Raw genomic sequence first — 15096 nt, forward strand, 5'->3', positions numbered from 1 at the left:
GTCAGTCCACCGTCACGTAGTCGGGGCCGGAGTAGCGGCCGGTGGCCAGCTTCTGGCGCTGCATCAGCAGGTCGTTCAGGAGCGACGAGGCACCGAAGCGGAACCAGTGGTTGTCGAGCCAGTCCGGGCCCGCAGTCTCGTTCACCAGGACGAGGAACTTCACCGCGTCCTTGGTCGAGCGGATGCCGCCCGCGGGCTTCACGCCGATCTGCACCCCGGTCTGCGCGCGGAAGTCGCGGACGGCCTCCAGCATCAGGAGGGTGTTGGCCGGGGTGGCGTTGACGCCGACCTTGCCGGTCGAGGTCTTGATGAAGTCGGCGCCCGCGATCATGCCGATCCAGCTGGCGCGCTTGATGTTGTCGTACGTCGACAGCTCACCGGTCTCGAAGATGACCTTGAGGCGGGCGGCGCCGCAGGCCTCCTTCACGGCGCGGATCTGCTCGAAGACGGTCATGTAGTCGCCGGAGAGGAAGGCTCCGCGGTCGATGACCATGTCGATCTCGTCGGCGCCTGCCGCGACGGCCTCGCGTACGTCACCGAGCTTCACCTCGATGGCGGCGCGGCCCGCGGGGAAGGCGGTCGCGACGGACGCGACCTTCACGCCGCTGCCCGCGACGGCCTCCTTGGCGGTGGCGACCATGTCCGGATAGACGCAGACGGCCGCGGTGCGCGGCGTCCCGCGGTCCGTCGGGTCCGGGTTCGCGGCCTTCGCGCCGAGCGCCCGGACCTTGCCCGGGGTGTCGGCGCCCTCCAGCGTGGTCAGGTCGATCATCGAGATGGCCAGGTCGATGGCGTACGCCTTCGCCGTGGTCTTGATCGAACGGGTTCCGAGCGAGGCGGCACGCGCCTCCAGGCCGACCGCGTCGACGCCGGGCAGCCCGTGGAGGAAGCGGCGGAGCGTGCTGTCGGACGCGGTCACGTCAGCGAATGCAGTGGGCATGGTCACGAGGGGAGCATATCTACGCGCGTAGCTGCTGTACAGGGGTGGGGGCCGGGGCCCCGCGCCGCGGGTCAGGCAGAATCAGGGTATGAGCGACCCTCAGAACCCCGTGGCGGAGCCCGCACACAAGGACCGTGTCTTCCGGTCCCCCGCCGGTATCGCCGGTGGCGTCCTGCTGCTCGCCCTGGGGGCCTGGCTCGGTGTCGACGCCGTCATCCGGGGCGAGGGCCGCGCACCGTGGCTGGCGCTCGCCGGACTGCTGCTCGCGGTGCCGCTGGTCGTCGCGTACACCGTGCGGCCCGCCGTGTACGCCGATGACGACCGGCTGCGCGTCCGCAACCCCTTCAGGACCATCACGCTGCCCTGGGCGTCCATCGCCTCGCTCCGCTCCGGTTACTCCAACGAGGTCCTCACCCGGGCCGGCGCCAAGTACCAGCTCTGGGCCATCCCCGTCTCGCTGCGCGGCCGCAAGAGGGCGGCGCGCAGGCAGTCGCAGGCCGCCGCCTCCGGCGACCCGACGGGCGGCCGCCCCTTCCTCGACCCCCACGCCCCGCCCACGCGCTCCAACGGCGACCAGGCCATGGACGAGCTCCGCGAGCTCGCGCAGCGGCAGGAAGCCGTCGAGTCCGCGCAGGGCGAGCCCGTGGTGCGCTGGGCCTACGAGGTCCTCGCGCCGGCCGCTGCCGGAGCGGTGCTGCTCGCCGTGCTCCTCGCGGTGGCCTGACCGGGACGCAACAGCGCTTACGGCGGGCCGTGCCACCCCAGGAGCATGTGGCCGCCGAACACGGCCGCCCCGAACGCCGCCGCCGTCAGCAGCGTCACCGCCACCGTCGTCCTCGCCCGCGCCAGGGCCGCGGCGAGCGGTAGCAGCAGCGGGAAACCGGGCATCAGGAAGCGCGCCCGCGGGAAGTAGACGCCGCTGCTGCCGAGCACGATCACCAGGAGCAGGCCGGTGAAGAGCAGCAAGGGGAGCGGTTGCCGGTCGGCGACGCAGAGCGCGTACAGGACGACTGAGCCCAACAGCACCGCCGTCACCATCGCGTAGAACAGCGGCGGCCGCTCGGCCATGAACAGCCCCTGCATGCGGCGGACCGTCTCGACGCCGCCGTCCCACTTGTTGTGCCACAGCTTCTGTACGGCGAAGTACCCGTCCCAGCGGCCGAGGCGCACGCCCACCCACGTGACGTACGTGAGCCAGCCGAGGGGTGCCAGGAGGGCGCCCAGGAGCGGGCGTACGGAGAAGCCGCCGCGCCGCAGCGCGTGGAGCGCCGTCAGGGAGACCGCCGCCGCCAGCGCCACGCCCGTGGGGCGGGTGAGGCCCGCCAGCGCGGCCAGGGAGCCCGCCCACAGCCAGCGGCCGCTCAGCACCGCGTACAGCGACCACGCGGTGAGCGCCGTGAAGAGGGACTCGGTGTAGCCCATCCACTGCACGAGCGCCACGGGCAGGCTGCCCCACAGGACCGCGAGGACGACCCCCGCCCGGCGGCCGTACAGCCGGTCGCCCACCGCGAAGATCCCCCACGCGGCGACGAACGAGCAGAGGAGCGAGATGCCGAGGCCCGCCGCGCCGCGCGGCAGGCCGGGCGCGAGGGCGTCACCGGCCCGGACGAGCAGCGGGTACAGCGGGAAGAACGCGAGGTTGTTCGCGTCGTACGCGGTGCCCAGGGTGTGCGCGTAGCCGTGCCGGGCGATCCTCAGGTACCAGTCGCAGTCCCATGACGCCATCAGCAGATGCCGGACGCTGCGACGGTCGCCGTGCGCCCAGGGGACGAAGACCAGCAGGCCGAGCGTGCGCACGGCCGCGTACGCGAGCAGCGCGGGGGAGGCGTGGCGCAGCGCGCGGGCGGCGCGGCGGCGGAGGCCGGGGCGCGGCCGGGCGGCGGTGAGGGGGCGCCGGGACGCCGGGACCCTGGACGGCGCGGCGGTGGAGGGAATCGGTCCGTACGGCACTGCGGCAGCTCCCCGAACGTGAACGTGCGCTACCGGTCGTCCCTTCCTGGGGGACCGGCAGCGCACCGTTCCACTGCGGCAACTGCGGGAGTCAAATCACTCGGACGGGTGGGTTTCCGCTCGGGGTGCCGGTCCGGCGTGCTCGTCCGGCGTGCCCGTCCGGCGTGCCCGTCCGGTGCGTCAGATGCCTGCCGCCGCCGACAGGTCCCGCTTGATCGCGGCGAGCAGTTCCGTCGCCCGCGCGCGGGCCGCCGGGAGGTCCGGCCGCGCCGCCACCGGGACCACCACTTCGAGGTAGCACTTGAGCTTCGGTTCCGTGCCGCTCGGGCGCACGATGACGCGGGCGCCGTCGAGCGTGTAGCGCAGACCGTCGGTGGGCGGCAGCGTGTCCGTCCCCCGCGTCAGGTCCTCGGCCTTCGTCACGGGCAGACCCGCCAGCTCCGTCGGCGGCTGCTCGCGCAGGCGGCGCATCGCGTCCGCGATCAGGGAGAGGTCCTCCACGCGGACCGACAGCTGGTCGGTGGCGTGCAGACCGTGCTCAAGGGCGAGGTCGTCCAGGAGGTCCAGGAAGGTGCGGCCCTGCTCCTTCAGCTCGGACGCCAGCTCGGCGAGGAGCAGCGCGGCGGTGATGCCGTCCTTGTCGCGTACGCCCTCGGGGTCCACGCAGTAGCCGAGCGCCTCTTCATAGCCGTAGCGCAGGCCGTCGACGCGGGCGATCCACTTGAAGCCGGTGAGCGTCTCCTCGTACGGCAGGCCCGCCTTCTCGGCGATCCGGCCGAGGAGGGAGGAGGAGACGATCGATTCGGCGAACGTGCCCCGCGCTCCGCGCCCGACGAGGTGGGCGGCGAGCAGGGCGCCGACCTCGTCGCCCCGGAGCATCCGCCAGTCGGCGCCGTCCTTGACAGCGGCGGCGCAGCGGTCCGCGTCGGGGTCGTTGGCGATGATCAGGTCCGGCGCGGGGGTGGTACGCGCCGCTGTCGCGAAGGCCAGGTCCATCGCGCCCGGCTCCTCCGGGTTCGGGAACGCGACCGTCGGGAAGTCCGGGTCCGGCTCCGCCTGCTCGGCGACGAGGGTCGGGGCGGGAAGCCGGCGCGGTCGAAGGCCGCGAGGAGGGTGTCCTTGCCGACGCCGTGCATGGCCGTGTAGACGACGCGGGCGGTGCGGGGGACTCCGGGGCCAGGACGGCGTCCGTGCGGGCCAGGTAGGCCTCCAGGACGTCGTCGGCGAGGGTCTGCCAGCCGGACTCCGGGCGGGGGACGTCGTGCAGGCTGGTGACCGCGTCGATGTGCGCGGCGATCTCCGCGTCGGCGGGCGGCACGATCTGGGAGCCGTCGCCGAGGTAGACCTTGTAGCCGTTGTCGCGCGGCGGGTTGTGGCTGGCGGTGACCTCCACGCCCGCGACCGCGCCGAGGTGCCTTATGGCGAAGGCGAGGACGGGGGTCGGCAGGGGGCGGGGCAGGACGGCTGCCTTCAGGCCTGCGCCGGTCATCACGGCCGCGGTGTCGCGGGCGAAATCCGCGGACTTGTGGCGGGCGTCGTAGCCGATGACCACCGGGCCGTCGGTCTCGCCCTTGGCCTTGAGGTACGCGGCGAGGCCCGCGGCGGCGCGGATGACCACGGAGCGGTTCATCCGCATGGGGCCCGCGCCCAGTTCGCCGCGGAGGCCGGCGGTGCCGAACTGGAGGGTGCCGGCGAAACGTGCGGCGATCTCGGCGGTGTCCTCGGCGTCGATGAGCTTCGCCAGCTCCTCGCGGGTCTCGGGGTCCGGGTCCTCGGCCAGCCAGGCCTGGGCTCGCGCGATGAGTTCGGAGTTGTCCTGCACGTGTCGTCAGCCTCTCGTTGCGGCGTCGCTTTGGCGGTGCGGGGGTGGGACGGGCTCAGGTGTGCCTGCCCGGTTCGACTGGGGGCGGGGCCGCGCCGGTATGTCCGTCCTCGCCATCGGGGCCTGGGAGCGCTGCCGCTTCGGGGCCCCGGGCGGCAGGCCATGTGCTCCGGGCGGACATACCGGCACGTCCCCTTACGTTTCGATCCGGGGTGCGGGCCGGTCGGCCGTCGGGATCGATTCGGGGTGCGGGCCGGTCGGCCGTCGGGATCGATTCGGGGTGCGGGCCGGTCGGCCGGCGGGGGCGTGGAAGCGGGTGGTCCGGGGCCCCCGCCGGAGAACCCTCAGATCCGGTTGAGGACCTTGCCCAGGAGCTCGCCCATGCGGGTCGCGCTGTCGCGGCCCGCCTGGAGGACCTCCTCGTGGTTCAGCGGCTCGCCGGTCATGCCCGCGGCGAGGTTGGTGACCAGGGAGATGCCGAGGACCTCCGCGCCGGCCTCGCGCGCGGCGATGGCCTCAAGCACGGTGGACATGCCGACCAGGTCCGCGCCGATCGTGCGGGCCATGCGGATCTCCGCGGGCGTCTCGTAGTGCGGGCCGGGGAACTGTGCGTAGACGCCCTCCTCCAGGGAGGGGTCGATCTCCTTGCACAGGGCGCGCAGGCGCGGCGAGTACAGGTCCGTCAGGTCCACGAAGTTCGCGCCGACGATCGGGGACGTCGCCGTGAGGTTGAGGTGGTCACTGATCAGCACCGGCTGCCCGGGGCGCATGCCCTCGCGCAGACCGCCGCAGCCGTTGGTCAGCACGATGGTCTTGCAGCCGGCGGCCACGGCCGTGCGGACCCCGTGCGAGACGGCGGCCACACCGCGGCCCTCGTAGTAGTGGGTGCGGCCCAGGAAGACCAGGGCGCGCTTGTCGCCGATCTGGAAGGAGCGGATGCGTCCGCCGTGCCCCTCGACCGCCGGCGGCGGGAAGCCCGGCAGCTCGGTGACGGCGAAGTCCGCCTCGGGCTCGCCCAGCGCGTCGACGGCCGGCGCCCAGCCGGAGCCCATCACGAGGGCGACGTCGTGGGTCTCGGCGCCCGTCAGCTCACGCAGGCGCGCGGCGGCGGCGTCGGCGGCGGCGTAGGGGTCGCCCTGGATGTCGTCCGGAATAACAGAAGCGTTCACGCCGACGAGGGTAGCCGGTCGTGGCCTACGCGCGTAGATGACGATGCTCACGGGATTCACATCGTTGTCTTGTCGTTTCCGACGAAGGCCCGCCGGCCGGCCGCGCGGGGAGCGTCAGCAGGGCCTCTTGCGCAGTTCCATCACGTAGTCGTGCGGGGCCCCCGCCGACTCCGCGGCGTCCGCGAGCTCGCCGAGGTAGCGCGCCGAGGGGAGGCCGCCCTCGTAGCCGTTGAGGACGTACACCCAGGCGGGCTCCTTGCCCTCCAGGGTGTCCACGCGGACCCGCATGCGCCGGTAGATGTCCATGCCCACGCCCTCCCACCGGTCCATGGACTCCTCGTCCATCGGCGCGATGTCGTAGAGGGTCACGAACACCTGCGAGCGAGGGGCCTCGACGATCGTCGCCAGGGCGCCCTCCCACCCCATGTGCTCCCCGCCGAAGGCGAGCCGCCAGCCGGTCAGCCAGCCGGTCGCGCGCAGCGGTGAGTGAGGGGCGCGGCGTGACATGAGCCGCGGATCCAGATTGCCGGCGTACGCGGCGTAGAGCGACATGACGTCGAGGGTACGGCAGCAATCAAGGACGCAGGTCCTGTGGCGGCAGGACGGTCCGGCCGACGGCGTTCGCACGGACGGAGGGCCCCGGCGCGTCCGGACCTTGAAGCGTGCGGGACAATGGAGTACGTGACTCGGATCGTGATCATTGGTGGCGGACCCGGCGGATATGAGGCGGCTCTCGTGGCCGCTCAGCTCGGCGCGGAGGTGACCGTCGTCGACTGCGACGGTCTGGGCGGGGCGTCGGTGCTCACCGACTGCGTGCCGTCGAAGACTCTGATCGCGACGGCCGAGGTGATGACCACCTTCGACTCGTCGTACGAAGAGCTCGGGATCATCGTCGCCGACGACACCCCGCACGTCGACACCCCCGCGCGCGTAGTCGGCGTGGACCTGGGGAAGGTCAACCGCCGTGTGAAGCGGCTCGCGCTCGCGCAGTCCCACGACATCACCGCGTCCGTCACGCGTGCGGGCGCGCGCGTGCTGCGCGGCCGCGGCCGGCTTGAGGGCCAGCAGGACATCGACGGCTCGCGCAAGGTCGTCGTACGGGCCGCCGACGGGACCGAGGAGACACTCGTCGCCGACGCCGTGCTCATCGCCACCGGCGGTCACCCGCGCGAGGTCCCGGACGCCCAGCCCGACGGCGAGCGGATCCTGAACTGGACCCAGGTGTATGACCTGGACGAGCTGCCCGAGGAACTTATTGTTGTCGGTTCGGGTGTGACCGGTGCCGAGTTCGCCGGTGCCTATCAGGCCCTCGGGTCGAACGTCACCCTCGTGTCGAGCCGTGACCGAGTCCTGCCCGGCGAGGACCCGGACGCCGCCGCCGTCCTGGAGGACGTCTTCCGGCGCCGCGGCATGAACGTCATGTCCCGCTCCCGCGCCGCCTCCGCCAAGCGCGTGGGCGACCGCGTCGAGGTCACGCTGGCCGACGGCCGCGTCATCTCCGGAAGCCACTGCCTGATGGCCGTCGGCGCCATCCCCAACAGCAGCGGCATGGGCCTGGAGGAGGCCGGGGTCAAGCTGAAGGACTCCGGGCACATCTGGACCGACAAGGTCTCCAGGACCTCCGCCCCGGGTGTGTACGCCGCCGGTGACGTCACCGGCGTCTTCGCGCTCGCCTCCGTCGCCGCCATGCAGGGGCGCATCGCGATGTATCACTTCCTGGGGGACGCGGTGACGCCGCTGAACCTGAAGACCGTCTCCTCGAACGTCTTCACGGACCCCGAGATCGCGACCGTCGGCTACAGCCAGGCGGACGTCGACGCGGGCAAGATCGACGCCCGCGTCGTCAAGCTGCCGCTGCTGCGCAATCCGCGCGCGAAGATGCAGGGCATCCGCGACGGCTTCGTCAAGATCTTCTGCCGTCCGGGCACGGGCATCGTGGTCGGCGGCGTGGTCGTCGCGCCGCGCGCCTCGGAATTGATCCATCCCATCTCGATCGCGGTCGACAACAATCTGACGGTCGAGCAGATCGCGAATGCGTTCACCGTGTACCCATCGCTTTCGGGGTCGATCGCCGAAGTGGCGCGTCAGCTGCACACCCGGAAGACGGCGGGAGAGGGCTGACCGGCCCGGACTCGGCAGGATGGGCGGCTATACCACTTCCCGTCCCGCTGTGCGAACAACTTCTGTAATTCGGCGCAAACTGCTGAAAGCAGACGGTCGTTGGGGTTACTGTCAGTTTCGTGTTCGCTGCAGAACGTCGCCAATTGATCCTCGAAATGGTGCGGGCCAACGGAGCGGTATCGCTCCGTGAGCTCGCCCGCGTCGTCCAGACCTCCGAAGTGACCGTACGGCGGGACGTGCGCGCGCTGGAGGCAGAAGGACTCCTCGACCGCAGACATGGCGGTGCGGTATTGCCGGGCGGATTCACGCGGGAGTCCGGCTTTCCGCAGAAATCACATCTCGCGACCGCCGAGAAGACGGCCATCGCCGATCTCGCGGCGGGCCTCGTCGAAGAGGGCGAAGCCATCGTCGTCGGGGCCGGTACGACCACGCAGGAGCTGGCCCGACGGCTCGCGCGGGTCCCCGGCCTGACCGTCGTCACCAACTCCCTGCTGGTGGCACAGGCGCTGGCCCACGCCAACCGCGTCGAAGTCGTCATGACCGGCGGCACCCTGCGCGGCTCCAATTACGCCCTCGTGGGCAGCGGCGCCGAGCAGTCCCTTCAAGGGCTGCGCGTATCCCGCGCGTTCCTGTCGGGCAGCGGCCTGACCGCCGAGCGCGGCCTGTCCACGTCCAACATGCTCTCCGCGAGCGTGGACCGCGCCCTGGTCCAGGCGGCGGCCGAGGTCGTGGTCCTCGCCGACCACACCAAGCTCGGCACCGACACGATGTTCCAGACGGTGCCGACGGACGTCATCACCCGCCTGGTCACGGACGAGCCCCCGGCGCACGACGACCGGGCCGCCACGGAACTGCAGGCCCTGGCCGACCAAGGCGTGCAGATCGCGGTGACGGGCGGCTCCGGAGCCCCTGACGCCGGATCCGGGGTCGACTCCGTCCCCACCGGGCGCCAGCAGCGCCGGGAGGTGCCCCTGCCGGGTCAGCGGCGCAACCACGGGGCGGGTCCGGGTCAGCAGTTGCGCAACGCGCTCCTCGCGGAGCAGCCGGGGGAGCGGGCCGCGCGCGTCGCGGATCTGCGCCGCCGCTGACCGCGGGGCGGGGCCGGGGCGGCGGGGGCCTTCGGGGGTTCTTACGCCGCCGCGCACCCGTCGGCCTTCAAACCCCGCAGGGTCAGCATGAGCAGGCGGTCGGCCATCTCCGGATCGTCCGGGGTCTCTTCGGCCGCCAGTGAGATGGCGTTGGTCAGTTGCAGCAGGTCGGCGATGGAGACGGCGGGCCGCACGGCTCCCGCTTCCTGCGCGCGGGCGAGCAGGGCCGCGCCGGCCTCGCGCATCGGCTTGCTGCACCGCGCCAGGGCCGAAGTGTCGTCGTGCGACGCCGACATGAGGGCGCTGGAGAGGCCCCGGTACTCACCCGCATGAGTGACGATCGCACGCAGCCATGTCACCAGCGCCGAACAGGGCTGCGGGTCGTCGAGCAGGGCGCGGGAGCGCGCGAGCAGATCGCGTACGGCGTCCTCCCAGACCGCGCTCATCAAAGCGTGCCGGTTGGGGAAGTGCCGATAGAGGGTGCCGATGCCGACGCCCGCGCGGCGCGCCACGTCCTCCAGGGAGGTGCCGGTGCCGTGCTCGGCGAAGGCGGCGCGGGCCTCGGCGAGCAGCCGGTCGTGATTCCGGCGCGCGTCGGCACGCATGGCCCGCGCGGACTGCTGCGCCGCTGTCGCCTGCTGGTCCATGCCGGTCGTCATCCCCGCACCCTTCGTGAACGTACGCGTCCTTCAAGGATGCCACTGCCGGCGGGCCGTGATCAGTGGCGGTCAGGCCTTCTCGCGGCCGAAGAAGGCGTCCAGCTCCGCCCTCGCCCTGCGTTCGCGCCGGGACGGCGGAAGCCCGCCGCCGCGCACCTCGCTGACGAGCCACAGCACCAAGGGGTACGTGACACAGGCGCCGACCAGCAGCCCGCTCAGCACACCGGCGACCAGCTCTCCCATGATCATCAACTCACCTTCGCGCCGGTCTTCTTGCCGGTCTTCTCGGTGCCGTCGGTGTTGTCGGCGCGGGGGCCGCGGTTGCGGGGCCGTGCGCGGAAGCCGTCCTGGGCGGCGGTGATCATCGCGGCACCGGGGTCCGGGACCGCCGCGCCGTAGCCGAGCAGCCGCCAGCGCGGGTCGACGGCGTCGCTCTCGTGGTACGGCACGGGCCCGGCCGCCGACGGCACCAGGAGCGGCGCGGGTTCCCGGGCGCAGCCGTGGCAGACGGCGACCTCGGCGGCGCCCGCGATCACGGTGCGTGCCTCCCCGCGCGCGTGCAGCGGGTTGAAGTAGCAGGGCGGGTCGGCCCGCGGCGGCCGCTCGGTCACCAGGGCCTCCAGGGCCCGCAGCCCGATGCGGCTGAACTCGACGGCCGCGACGAGCTCTCCGAGGGCGTACGCGGTGTCGTACGCGGGATCGGGGCCGAGCGGCCCGTCGCCCGCGGGGTGGAGCACGCAGTTGCTGGCCTGGATCGACGCCGTGGTCGCGAACGCGGTCAGTTCCTCGCGGAGTTGGGGCTCCAGCGCCGCGCAGCTGTGACGCAGTGCGCCGCCGAGCGCGGACGCGTCGCTCAGCACCTGTGCCAACAGCTCGGCGTGGGGGCGCAGGGCCTCGGGGTCGCCGTGCGGGTCCGGCAGCGGGGCGCGCCAGTCCGGGGCGGGCAGCGGCAGGGCGTAGGTGTAGGGGCGGCGCCGTCCCAGCGGCAGCCGGGTGAAGCGGCGTAACAGCGCCACGGAGAGGCCTGCGGCCAGCCCCAGGACGAGTCCCGCTTCGTACCGCTGCCCGGCGGCGGCGGCTGCCGCGAGCCAGACGGCGCCGGTGGTGACGCCTGCGGCGACCGCCAGCGCCAGTAAGTCCCCTGTGCGAGTCACTGAAGCCCCCCGTGGTCTTCGGCTCTACGTGGGGGAGGACGCGGGGCGGGGGCGCGGTGGTTGCGGAAGCGCCCTGCGTTGTGGCGAGGTCTGTCACCGGCTCCGCCGAGTTCGTCCTCACACGCCGGACGGGCTTGGTATACCCGCGGGGCCGGGGGCGGTATGCCTGCGTGCCTCGTCCGTGGTGGGTGCGGGTGCGGGTGTGACTTCGGGTGCGGGTGGTTCGTGGCTGGGCGCGCAGTTCCCCGCGCCCCTGTGGGGGCGCCGGGAAGGGCGTCGGTGCGGACACGGCCAGGGCCCGTAGGTGGGCCGGGTGCGGGTGGATTGTGGCTGGGCGCGCAGTTCCCCGCGCCCCTGACGGGGCCGGGCCCCTTGAGGAGTCGGGTCTCATGACGGAGCGGGCCGCCCTGGCGGGGCGCGGCCGTCTGACAGGCGCGGGCCCTCTGACGGGTGCGGAGAGCCGGACGAGCGGCCACGGCCCCACCCCGCCCCGCACCCCCGGGACGGCCCCGTACGCGAGCGGGCCGGGCTGGAGTTTCCAGCCCGGCCCGGCGCATGCGGCAGCTTTGCGCGTCAGTCCTTGATCTCGCAGATCACCGCGCCGGAGGTCAGGCTCGCGCCCACCGCCGCCGTGAGGCCCTTGATGGTGCCCGAGCGGTGGGCGTTGAGGGGCTGTTCCATCTTCATGGCCTCCAGGACGACGACCAGGTCGCCCTCCTTGACCTCCTGGCCCTCCTCGACCGCGATCTTGACGATCGTGCCCTGCATGGGCGAGGCGAGGGTGTCACCGGACGCGGACGGGCCGGACTTCTTGGCCGCGCGGCGCTTGGGGCGGGCGCCGCCCGCCGCCGCGGTGCGCGCGATCGTCATGCCGAGGGAGGAGGGGAGCGAGACCTCCAGGCGCTTGCCGCCGACCTCGACGACGACCGTCTCGCGGCCCGGCTCCTCGTCGGCCTCGGCGTCCGTGGCGGGCGCGGTGAAGGCCGGGATGTCGTTGACGAACTCGGTCTCGATCCACCGGGTGTGGACCGTGAACGGGTCGCTGGAGCCGGTCAGTTCGGGCGCGAACGCCGGGTCCTTGACGACGGCGCGGTGGAACGGGATGGCGGTGGCCATGCCCTCCACGTTGAACTCCGCGAGCGCGCGGGCGGCACGCTGGAGCGCCTGCTCGCGCGTCGCGCCGGTCACGATCAGCTTGGCCAGGAGCGAGTCCCAGGCCGGGCCGATGACCGAGCCGGACTCGACGCCCGCGTCCAGGCGGACACCGGGACCGGAGGGGGCCTCGAACTTCGTCACCGTGCCGGGCGCGGGCAGGAAGTTGCGGCCCGGGTCCTCGCCGTTGATGCGGAACTCGAAGGAGTGACCGCGCAGTTCGGGGTCGCCGTAACCGAGCTCCTCGCCGTCGGCGATGCGGAACATCTCGCGGACCAGGTCGATGCCGGCGACCTCTTCGGTGACCGGGTGCTCCACCTGGAGACGGGTGTTGACCTCCAGGAAGGAGATCGTGCCGTCCACGCCGACGAGGAACTCGACGGTGCCCGCGCCGACGTAGCCGGCCTCCTTGAGGATCGCCTTGGACGAGGCGTACAACTCCGCGACCTGAGCCTCGGAGAGGAAGGGGGCCGGGGCCTCCTCCACCAGCTTCTGGTGGCGTCGCTGGAGGGAGCAGTCACGGGTGGAGACGACGACCACGTTGCCGTGCTTGTCGGCCAGGCACTGGGTCTCCACGTGCCGCGGCTTGTCGAGGTAGCGCTCCACGAAGCACTCGCCGCGGCCGAAGGCCGCCACGGCCTCGCGCACCGCCGAGTCGTACAGCTCCGGGACCTCTTCTAGGGTGCGGGCCACCTTCAGGCCGCGCCCGCCACCGCCGAACGCGGCCTTGATCGCGATGGGCAGCCCGTGCTCCTCGGCGAAGGCGACGACCTCGTCGGCGCCGGAGACCGGGTCGGGGGTGCCCGCGACGAGCGGGGCCCCGGCGCGCTGCGCGATGTGCCGCGCGGCGACCTTGTCCCCCAGGTCGCGGATGGCCTGCGGCGGCGGGCCGATCCAGTTCAGGCCCGCGTCGATGACGGCCTGCGCGAAGTCGGCGTTCTCCGAAAGGAAGCCGTAACCGGGGTGGATCGCGTCCGCCCCCGAGTCCTTGGCCGCCGCCAGCACCTTGGAGATGTCCAGGTAGCTGGTGGCCGGAGTGTCACCGCCCAGCGCGAACGCCTCATCGGCCGCCCGGACGTGCAGAGCGTCCCGGTCGGGGTCTGCGTAGACGGCTACGCTCGCGATCCCTGCGTCCCGGCATGCCCGAGCAACGCGGACAGCGATTTCGCCACGGTTGGCGATGAGCACCTTGCGCACGATGGCTCCCTCCTTGAAACAAGCCGAGTTTAGGGACTGCCGACACGGCCTTACGACCCGTCCCCAAGGGTGAGCTTGCCCACACGGAGTGTGATGCGAGGTCCCCTCGTCCCGCGAAAACCCTTGTCGTACCACGGTACGCAGGGTTCCTCCCCGGCAGCGTAGCCCTCCGGTGTGGTCAAGGTCTCTGTGAGGCCGCACTGCGGCGGAGCCGCTTTCTTTGTGGAGTCCCTACGAATGGCCCAATGATTCTTTGCCTCCGGCCGGACCCTTGTCCCCCGCTTTACCGGTGAGTAGCGTGCCGGATGGCTCGACGTACCAGCGGTAACGCACGAAGCGGAAAGAGGGTGGGGCGCCGTGGCGCGCAGACCGGTGGCCTGGGTGGGTGCGATCGTTCTCCTCGCGGAGGCGGTCGGCATCGTGCTGCTCAACTGGTTCCTCGGTACAGTCGTCGACAAGCAGCACATGTCCCTGGCCGGCCTCGATCCGCACGCGATGACCGTCTCGACCTGGATCGGCGGGGCCCTCTTCGGCGGCTACCTCGCGCTGTGCGGCGTCGTCCTGGCCCTGACCGGCGCCCGGGACCGCGCCCCCGGCCGCTTCGGGCACCTGCTGCTGATCAGCTGTGCCGTCGTGCACGGCGTCCTCGGCGCCTTCTGCGTCGGCCTGGCGGGCTGGCCCGCCTTCGCCTTCATGATGGCCGTGCTCGGCCTGATCGTCCTCACGCTCGTGGCGTACGAGAAGCGGGCGCGCGAGGGCGGCCTCCCGGCGCCCGCGGCGGGTCCTACGCCCACAACTCCGTGATGCCGACGCCCAGTTGACCGAGGAGGCGGCGCAGGAGCGGCAGCGACAGGCCGATGACGTTGCCGTGGTCGCCGTCGATGCCGTCGATGAACGGCGCCGAGCGGCCGTCCAGCGTGAACGCGCCCGCCACATGCAGCGGTTCGCCGCTCGCGACGTACGCGGCGATCTCCTCGTCGGAGGGCTCACCGAAGCGGACCACGGTCGACGCCGTCGCCGAGGCGTACTTCCCGGACGCGGTGTCGTAGACGCAGTGCCCCGTCTGGAGGACGCCCGCGCGGCCCCGCATGTCCTTCCAGCGGGCGGTCGCCTCCTCGGCGTCGGCGGGCTTGCCGAGCGCCCGGCCGTCCAGCTCCAGGACCGAGTCGCAGCCGATGACCAGGGCGCCCTTGACCTCGGGCCGCGCGGCGACCACGGAGGCCTTGGCCTCGGCCAGGGCGAGGGCGAGTTCGGCGGGGGTCGGCGCGGAGACCTTGTCCTCGTCGACGCCGCTGACGATCACCTCGGGGGCGAGGCCCGCCTGCCGGAGCAGGCCGAGGCGTGCGGGGGACTGCGAGGCGAGCACGAGGCGGCGTGGCTGATCACTCATGCCGGTCAGCGTAGCGAGCACCCGCACGCCGTGTGCGCGCCGCTCAGTGGATGCCGAGCACGAACATCGCGATCACCATGGCAAGGGCGAGGACGAAGCCCGCACGGCGCATCTTCGCCTGCATGTCCCGCATGTCCTTGGGCGGGTTGTTCTCCGGGTCCGACCACAGCATGACGTCGATACTGCGGCCGGGCGGGCCGGGGGCGCCTGAGTACGCGTACTCAACTTTCCCCGGCCCGATCCGCCTAGCCGGGCCAGTACGTGCGGCCCCACGCCGTGGGACCGGGTGCGGGCAGCCGGTGACGGGCCACGCGCGCGGGGTCGGCCCACGCGGCGGGCGGTGCGGGCGCGCTCGACGGCTGGTCGGCCACCGCCGCGGCGCGCGCCTGGACCACCGCCAGTGCGGCGGCCAGCTCCTCCGGGGTCGGGTTGCCCCGTACGACCTTGATCATGA

The 15096-nt window shown here is 72.6% G+C and carries 15 protein-coding genes and 1 pseudogene; 4 read left to right on the forward strand and 12 right to left on the reverse strand.

Translation table 11 applies throughout. The features are described from left to right. Position 1 precedes the first annotated feature (1 nt). Positions 2-940, reverse strand: a complete 939-nt coding sequence (deoC, locus tag ACOBQB_RS33265; RefSeq protein WP_423597065.1) for a deoxyribose-phosphate aldolase — start codon at positions 938-940, stop codon at positions 2-4. A gap of 88 nt (positions 941-1028) precedes the next feature. On the opposite strand from deoC, the gene ACOBQB_RS33270 reads away from it, so the two are divergent. Further along, entirely contained in the window at positions 1029-1664 is a 636-nt protein-coding gene (locus ACOBQB_RS33270; RefSeq protein ID WP_423597066.1) for a PH domain-containing protein, read from the forward strand. Positions 1665-1681: 17 nt separating this feature from the next. On the opposite strand, the gene ACOBQB_RS33275 is transcribed toward ACOBQB_RS33270, so the two are convergent. From ACOBQB_RS33275 to ACOBQB_RS33290, 4 genes and pseudogenes are all read right to left on the reverse strand, one after another. After that, the gene (locus tag ACOBQB_RS33275; protein ID WP_423597068.1) at positions 1682-2890 is read right to left on the reverse strand and encodes a hypothetical protein; all 1209 of its coding nucleotides are present in this window, start codon (positions 2888-2890) and stop codon (positions 1682-1684) included. Positions 2891-3070: 180 nt separating this feature from the next. After that, a pseudogene (locus ACOBQB_RS33280) lies at positions 3071-4712 on the reverse strand (phospho-sugar mutase). Positions 4713-5056: 344 nt separating this feature from the next. Then, complete coding sequence (locus ACOBQB_RS33285; RefSeq protein WP_127912932.1) at positions 5057-5881, reverse strand: purine-nucleoside phosphorylase; 825 nt, start codon at positions 5879-5881, stop codon at positions 5057-5059. A 114-nt stretch (positions 5882-5995) separates the two neighbouring features. Next, a complete protein-coding gene (locus tag ACOBQB_RS33290; RefSeq protein ID WP_423597070.1) occupies positions 5996-6433 on the reverse strand; it encodes a gamma-glutamylcyclotransferase in 438 nt (145 codons plus the stop codon). Positions 6434-6553: 120 nt separating this feature from the next. Here ACOBQB_RS33290 and ACOBQB_RS33295 point away from each other — a divergent pair, with 120 nt between their 5' ends. After that, entirely contained in the window at positions 6554-8002 is a 1449-nt protein-coding gene (locus tag ACOBQB_RS33295) for an NAD(P)H-quinone dehydrogenase (protein ID WP_423597072.1), read from the forward strand. Between the two features lie 119 nt (positions 8003-8121). Continuing rightward, positions 8122-9090: a DeoR/GlpR family DNA-binding transcription regulator gene (locus ACOBQB_RS33300; RefSeq protein WP_423597074.1), complete on the forward strand. Its 969-nt coding sequence runs from the start codon at positions 8122-8124 to the stop codon at positions 9088-9090. A 41-nt stretch (positions 9091-9131) separates the two neighbouring features. Here ACOBQB_RS33300 and ACOBQB_RS33305 read toward each other — a convergent pair whose 3' ends face one another. The 4 genes from ACOBQB_RS33305 to ACOBQB_RS33320 all read right to left on the reverse strand — a co-directional run bounded on the left by ACOBQB_RS33305 (position 9132) and on the right by ACOBQB_RS33320 (position 13252). Then, positions 9132-9749, reverse strand: coding sequence for a TetR/AcrR family transcriptional regulator (locus tag ACOBQB_RS33305; RefSeq protein WP_423597076.1), 618 nt, complete (start codon positions 9747-9749; stop codon positions 9132-9134). Between the two features lie 69 nt (positions 9750-9818). Further along, positions 9819-9998, reverse strand: a complete 180-nt coding sequence (locus tag ACOBQB_RS33310) for a hypothetical protein (protein ID WP_423597078.1) — start codon at positions 9996-9998, stop codon at positions 9819-9821. Next, positions 9998-10903 (reverse strand): hypothetical protein, encoded by a 906-nt coding sequence (locus ACOBQB_RS33315; protein ID WP_423597080.1) that lies wholly within the window; start codon positions 10901-10903, stop codon positions 9998-10000. Before ACOBQB_RS33315 ends, ACOBQB_RS33310 begins: the two co-directional genes overlap by 1 nt. A 573-nt stretch (positions 10904-11476) precedes the next feature. Next, positions 11477-13252, reverse strand: a complete 1776-nt coding sequence (locus tag ACOBQB_RS33320) for an acetyl/propionyl/methylcrotonyl-CoA carboxylase subunit alpha (protein ID WP_423597082.1) — start codon at positions 13250-13252, stop codon at positions 11477-11479. Positions 13253-13609: 357 nt separating this feature from the next. On the opposite strand from ACOBQB_RS33320, the gene ACOBQB_RS33325 reads away from it, so the two are divergent. After that, positions 13610-14056 (forward strand): hypothetical protein, encoded by a 447-nt coding sequence (locus tag ACOBQB_RS33325; RefSeq protein ID WP_423597084.1) that lies wholly within the window; start codon positions 13610-13612, stop codon positions 14054-14056. Here the strand turns inward: ACOBQB_RS33325 and ACOBQB_RS33330 are convergent. From ACOBQB_RS33330 to ACOBQB_RS33340, 3 genes are all read right to left on the reverse strand, one after another. Then, the gene (locus tag ACOBQB_RS33330; protein ID WP_423597086.1) at positions 14037-14642 is read right to left on the reverse strand and encodes a nucleoside triphosphate pyrophosphatase; all 606 of its coding nucleotides are present in this window, start codon (positions 14640-14642) and stop codon (positions 14037-14039) included. The genes ACOBQB_RS33325 and ACOBQB_RS33330 overlap by 20 nt on opposite strands. A gap of 43 nt (positions 14643-14685) precedes the next feature. Continuing rightward, positions 14686-14814: a morphogenic membrane protein MmpB gene (gene mmpB, locus ACOBQB_RS33335; protein ID WP_423597088.1), complete on the reverse strand. Its 129-nt coding sequence runs from the start codon at positions 14812-14814 to the stop codon at positions 14686-14688. Positions 14815-14887: 73 nt separating this feature from the next. After that, positions 14888-15094 carry an acyl-CoA carboxylase epsilon subunit gene (locus tag ACOBQB_RS33340; RefSeq protein ID WP_423597090.1) on the reverse strand — a complete coding sequence of 69 codons (207 nt, stop codon included), beginning with the start codon at positions 15092-15094 and terminating at the stop codon, positions 14888-14890. Between the last annotated feature and the right edge of the window lie 2 nt (positions 15095-15096).

Origin of the sequence: Streptomyces sp. G5(2025) (genome assembly GCF_049542075.1) — a bacterium.
Lineage (GTDB): Bacteria > Actinomycetota > Actinomycetes > Streptomycetales > Streptomycetaceae > Streptomyces.

What these genes read in the sequence shown, in the direction of transcription:
- deoC (WP_423597065.1), bottom strand. Translation starts at nt 940, where the DNA reads ATGCCCACTGCATTCGCTGACGTGACCGCGTCCGACAGCACGCTCCGC.
- ACOBQB_RS33295 (WP_423597072.1), top strand. Translation starts at nt 6,554, where the DNA reads ATGGAGTACGTGACTCGGATCGTGATCATTGGTGGCGGACCCGGCGGA.
- ACOBQB_RS33330 (WP_423597086.1), bottom strand. Translation starts at nt 14,642, where the DNA reads ATGAGTGATCAGCCACGCCGCCTCGTGCTCGCCTCGCAGTCCCCCGCA.
- ACOBQB_RS33270 (WP_423597066.1), top strand. Translation starts at nt 1,029, where the DNA reads ATGAGCGACCCTCAGAACCCCGTGGCGGAGCCCGCACACAAGGACCGT.
- mmpB (WP_423597088.1), bottom strand. Translation starts at nt 14,814, where the DNA reads ATGCTGTGGTCGGACCCGGAGAACAACCCGCCCAAGGACATGCGGGAC.
- ACOBQB_RS33305 (WP_423597076.1), bottom strand. Translation starts at nt 9,749, where the DNA reads ATGACGACCGGCATGGACCAGCAGGCGACAGCGGCGCAGCAGTCCGCG.
- ACOBQB_RS33290 (WP_423597070.1), bottom strand. Translation starts at nt 6,433, where the DNA reads ATGTCGCTCTACGCCGCGTACGCCGGCAATCTGGATCCGCGGCTCATG.
- ACOBQB_RS33310 (WP_423597078.1), bottom strand. Translation starts at nt 9,998, where the DNA reads ATGATCATGGGAGAGCTGGTCGCCGGTGTGCTGAGCGGGCTGCTGGTC.
- ACOBQB_RS33340 (WP_423597090.1), bottom strand. Translation starts at nt 15,094, where the DNA reads ATGATCAAGGTCGTACGGGGCAACCCGACCCCGGAGGAGCTGGCCGCC.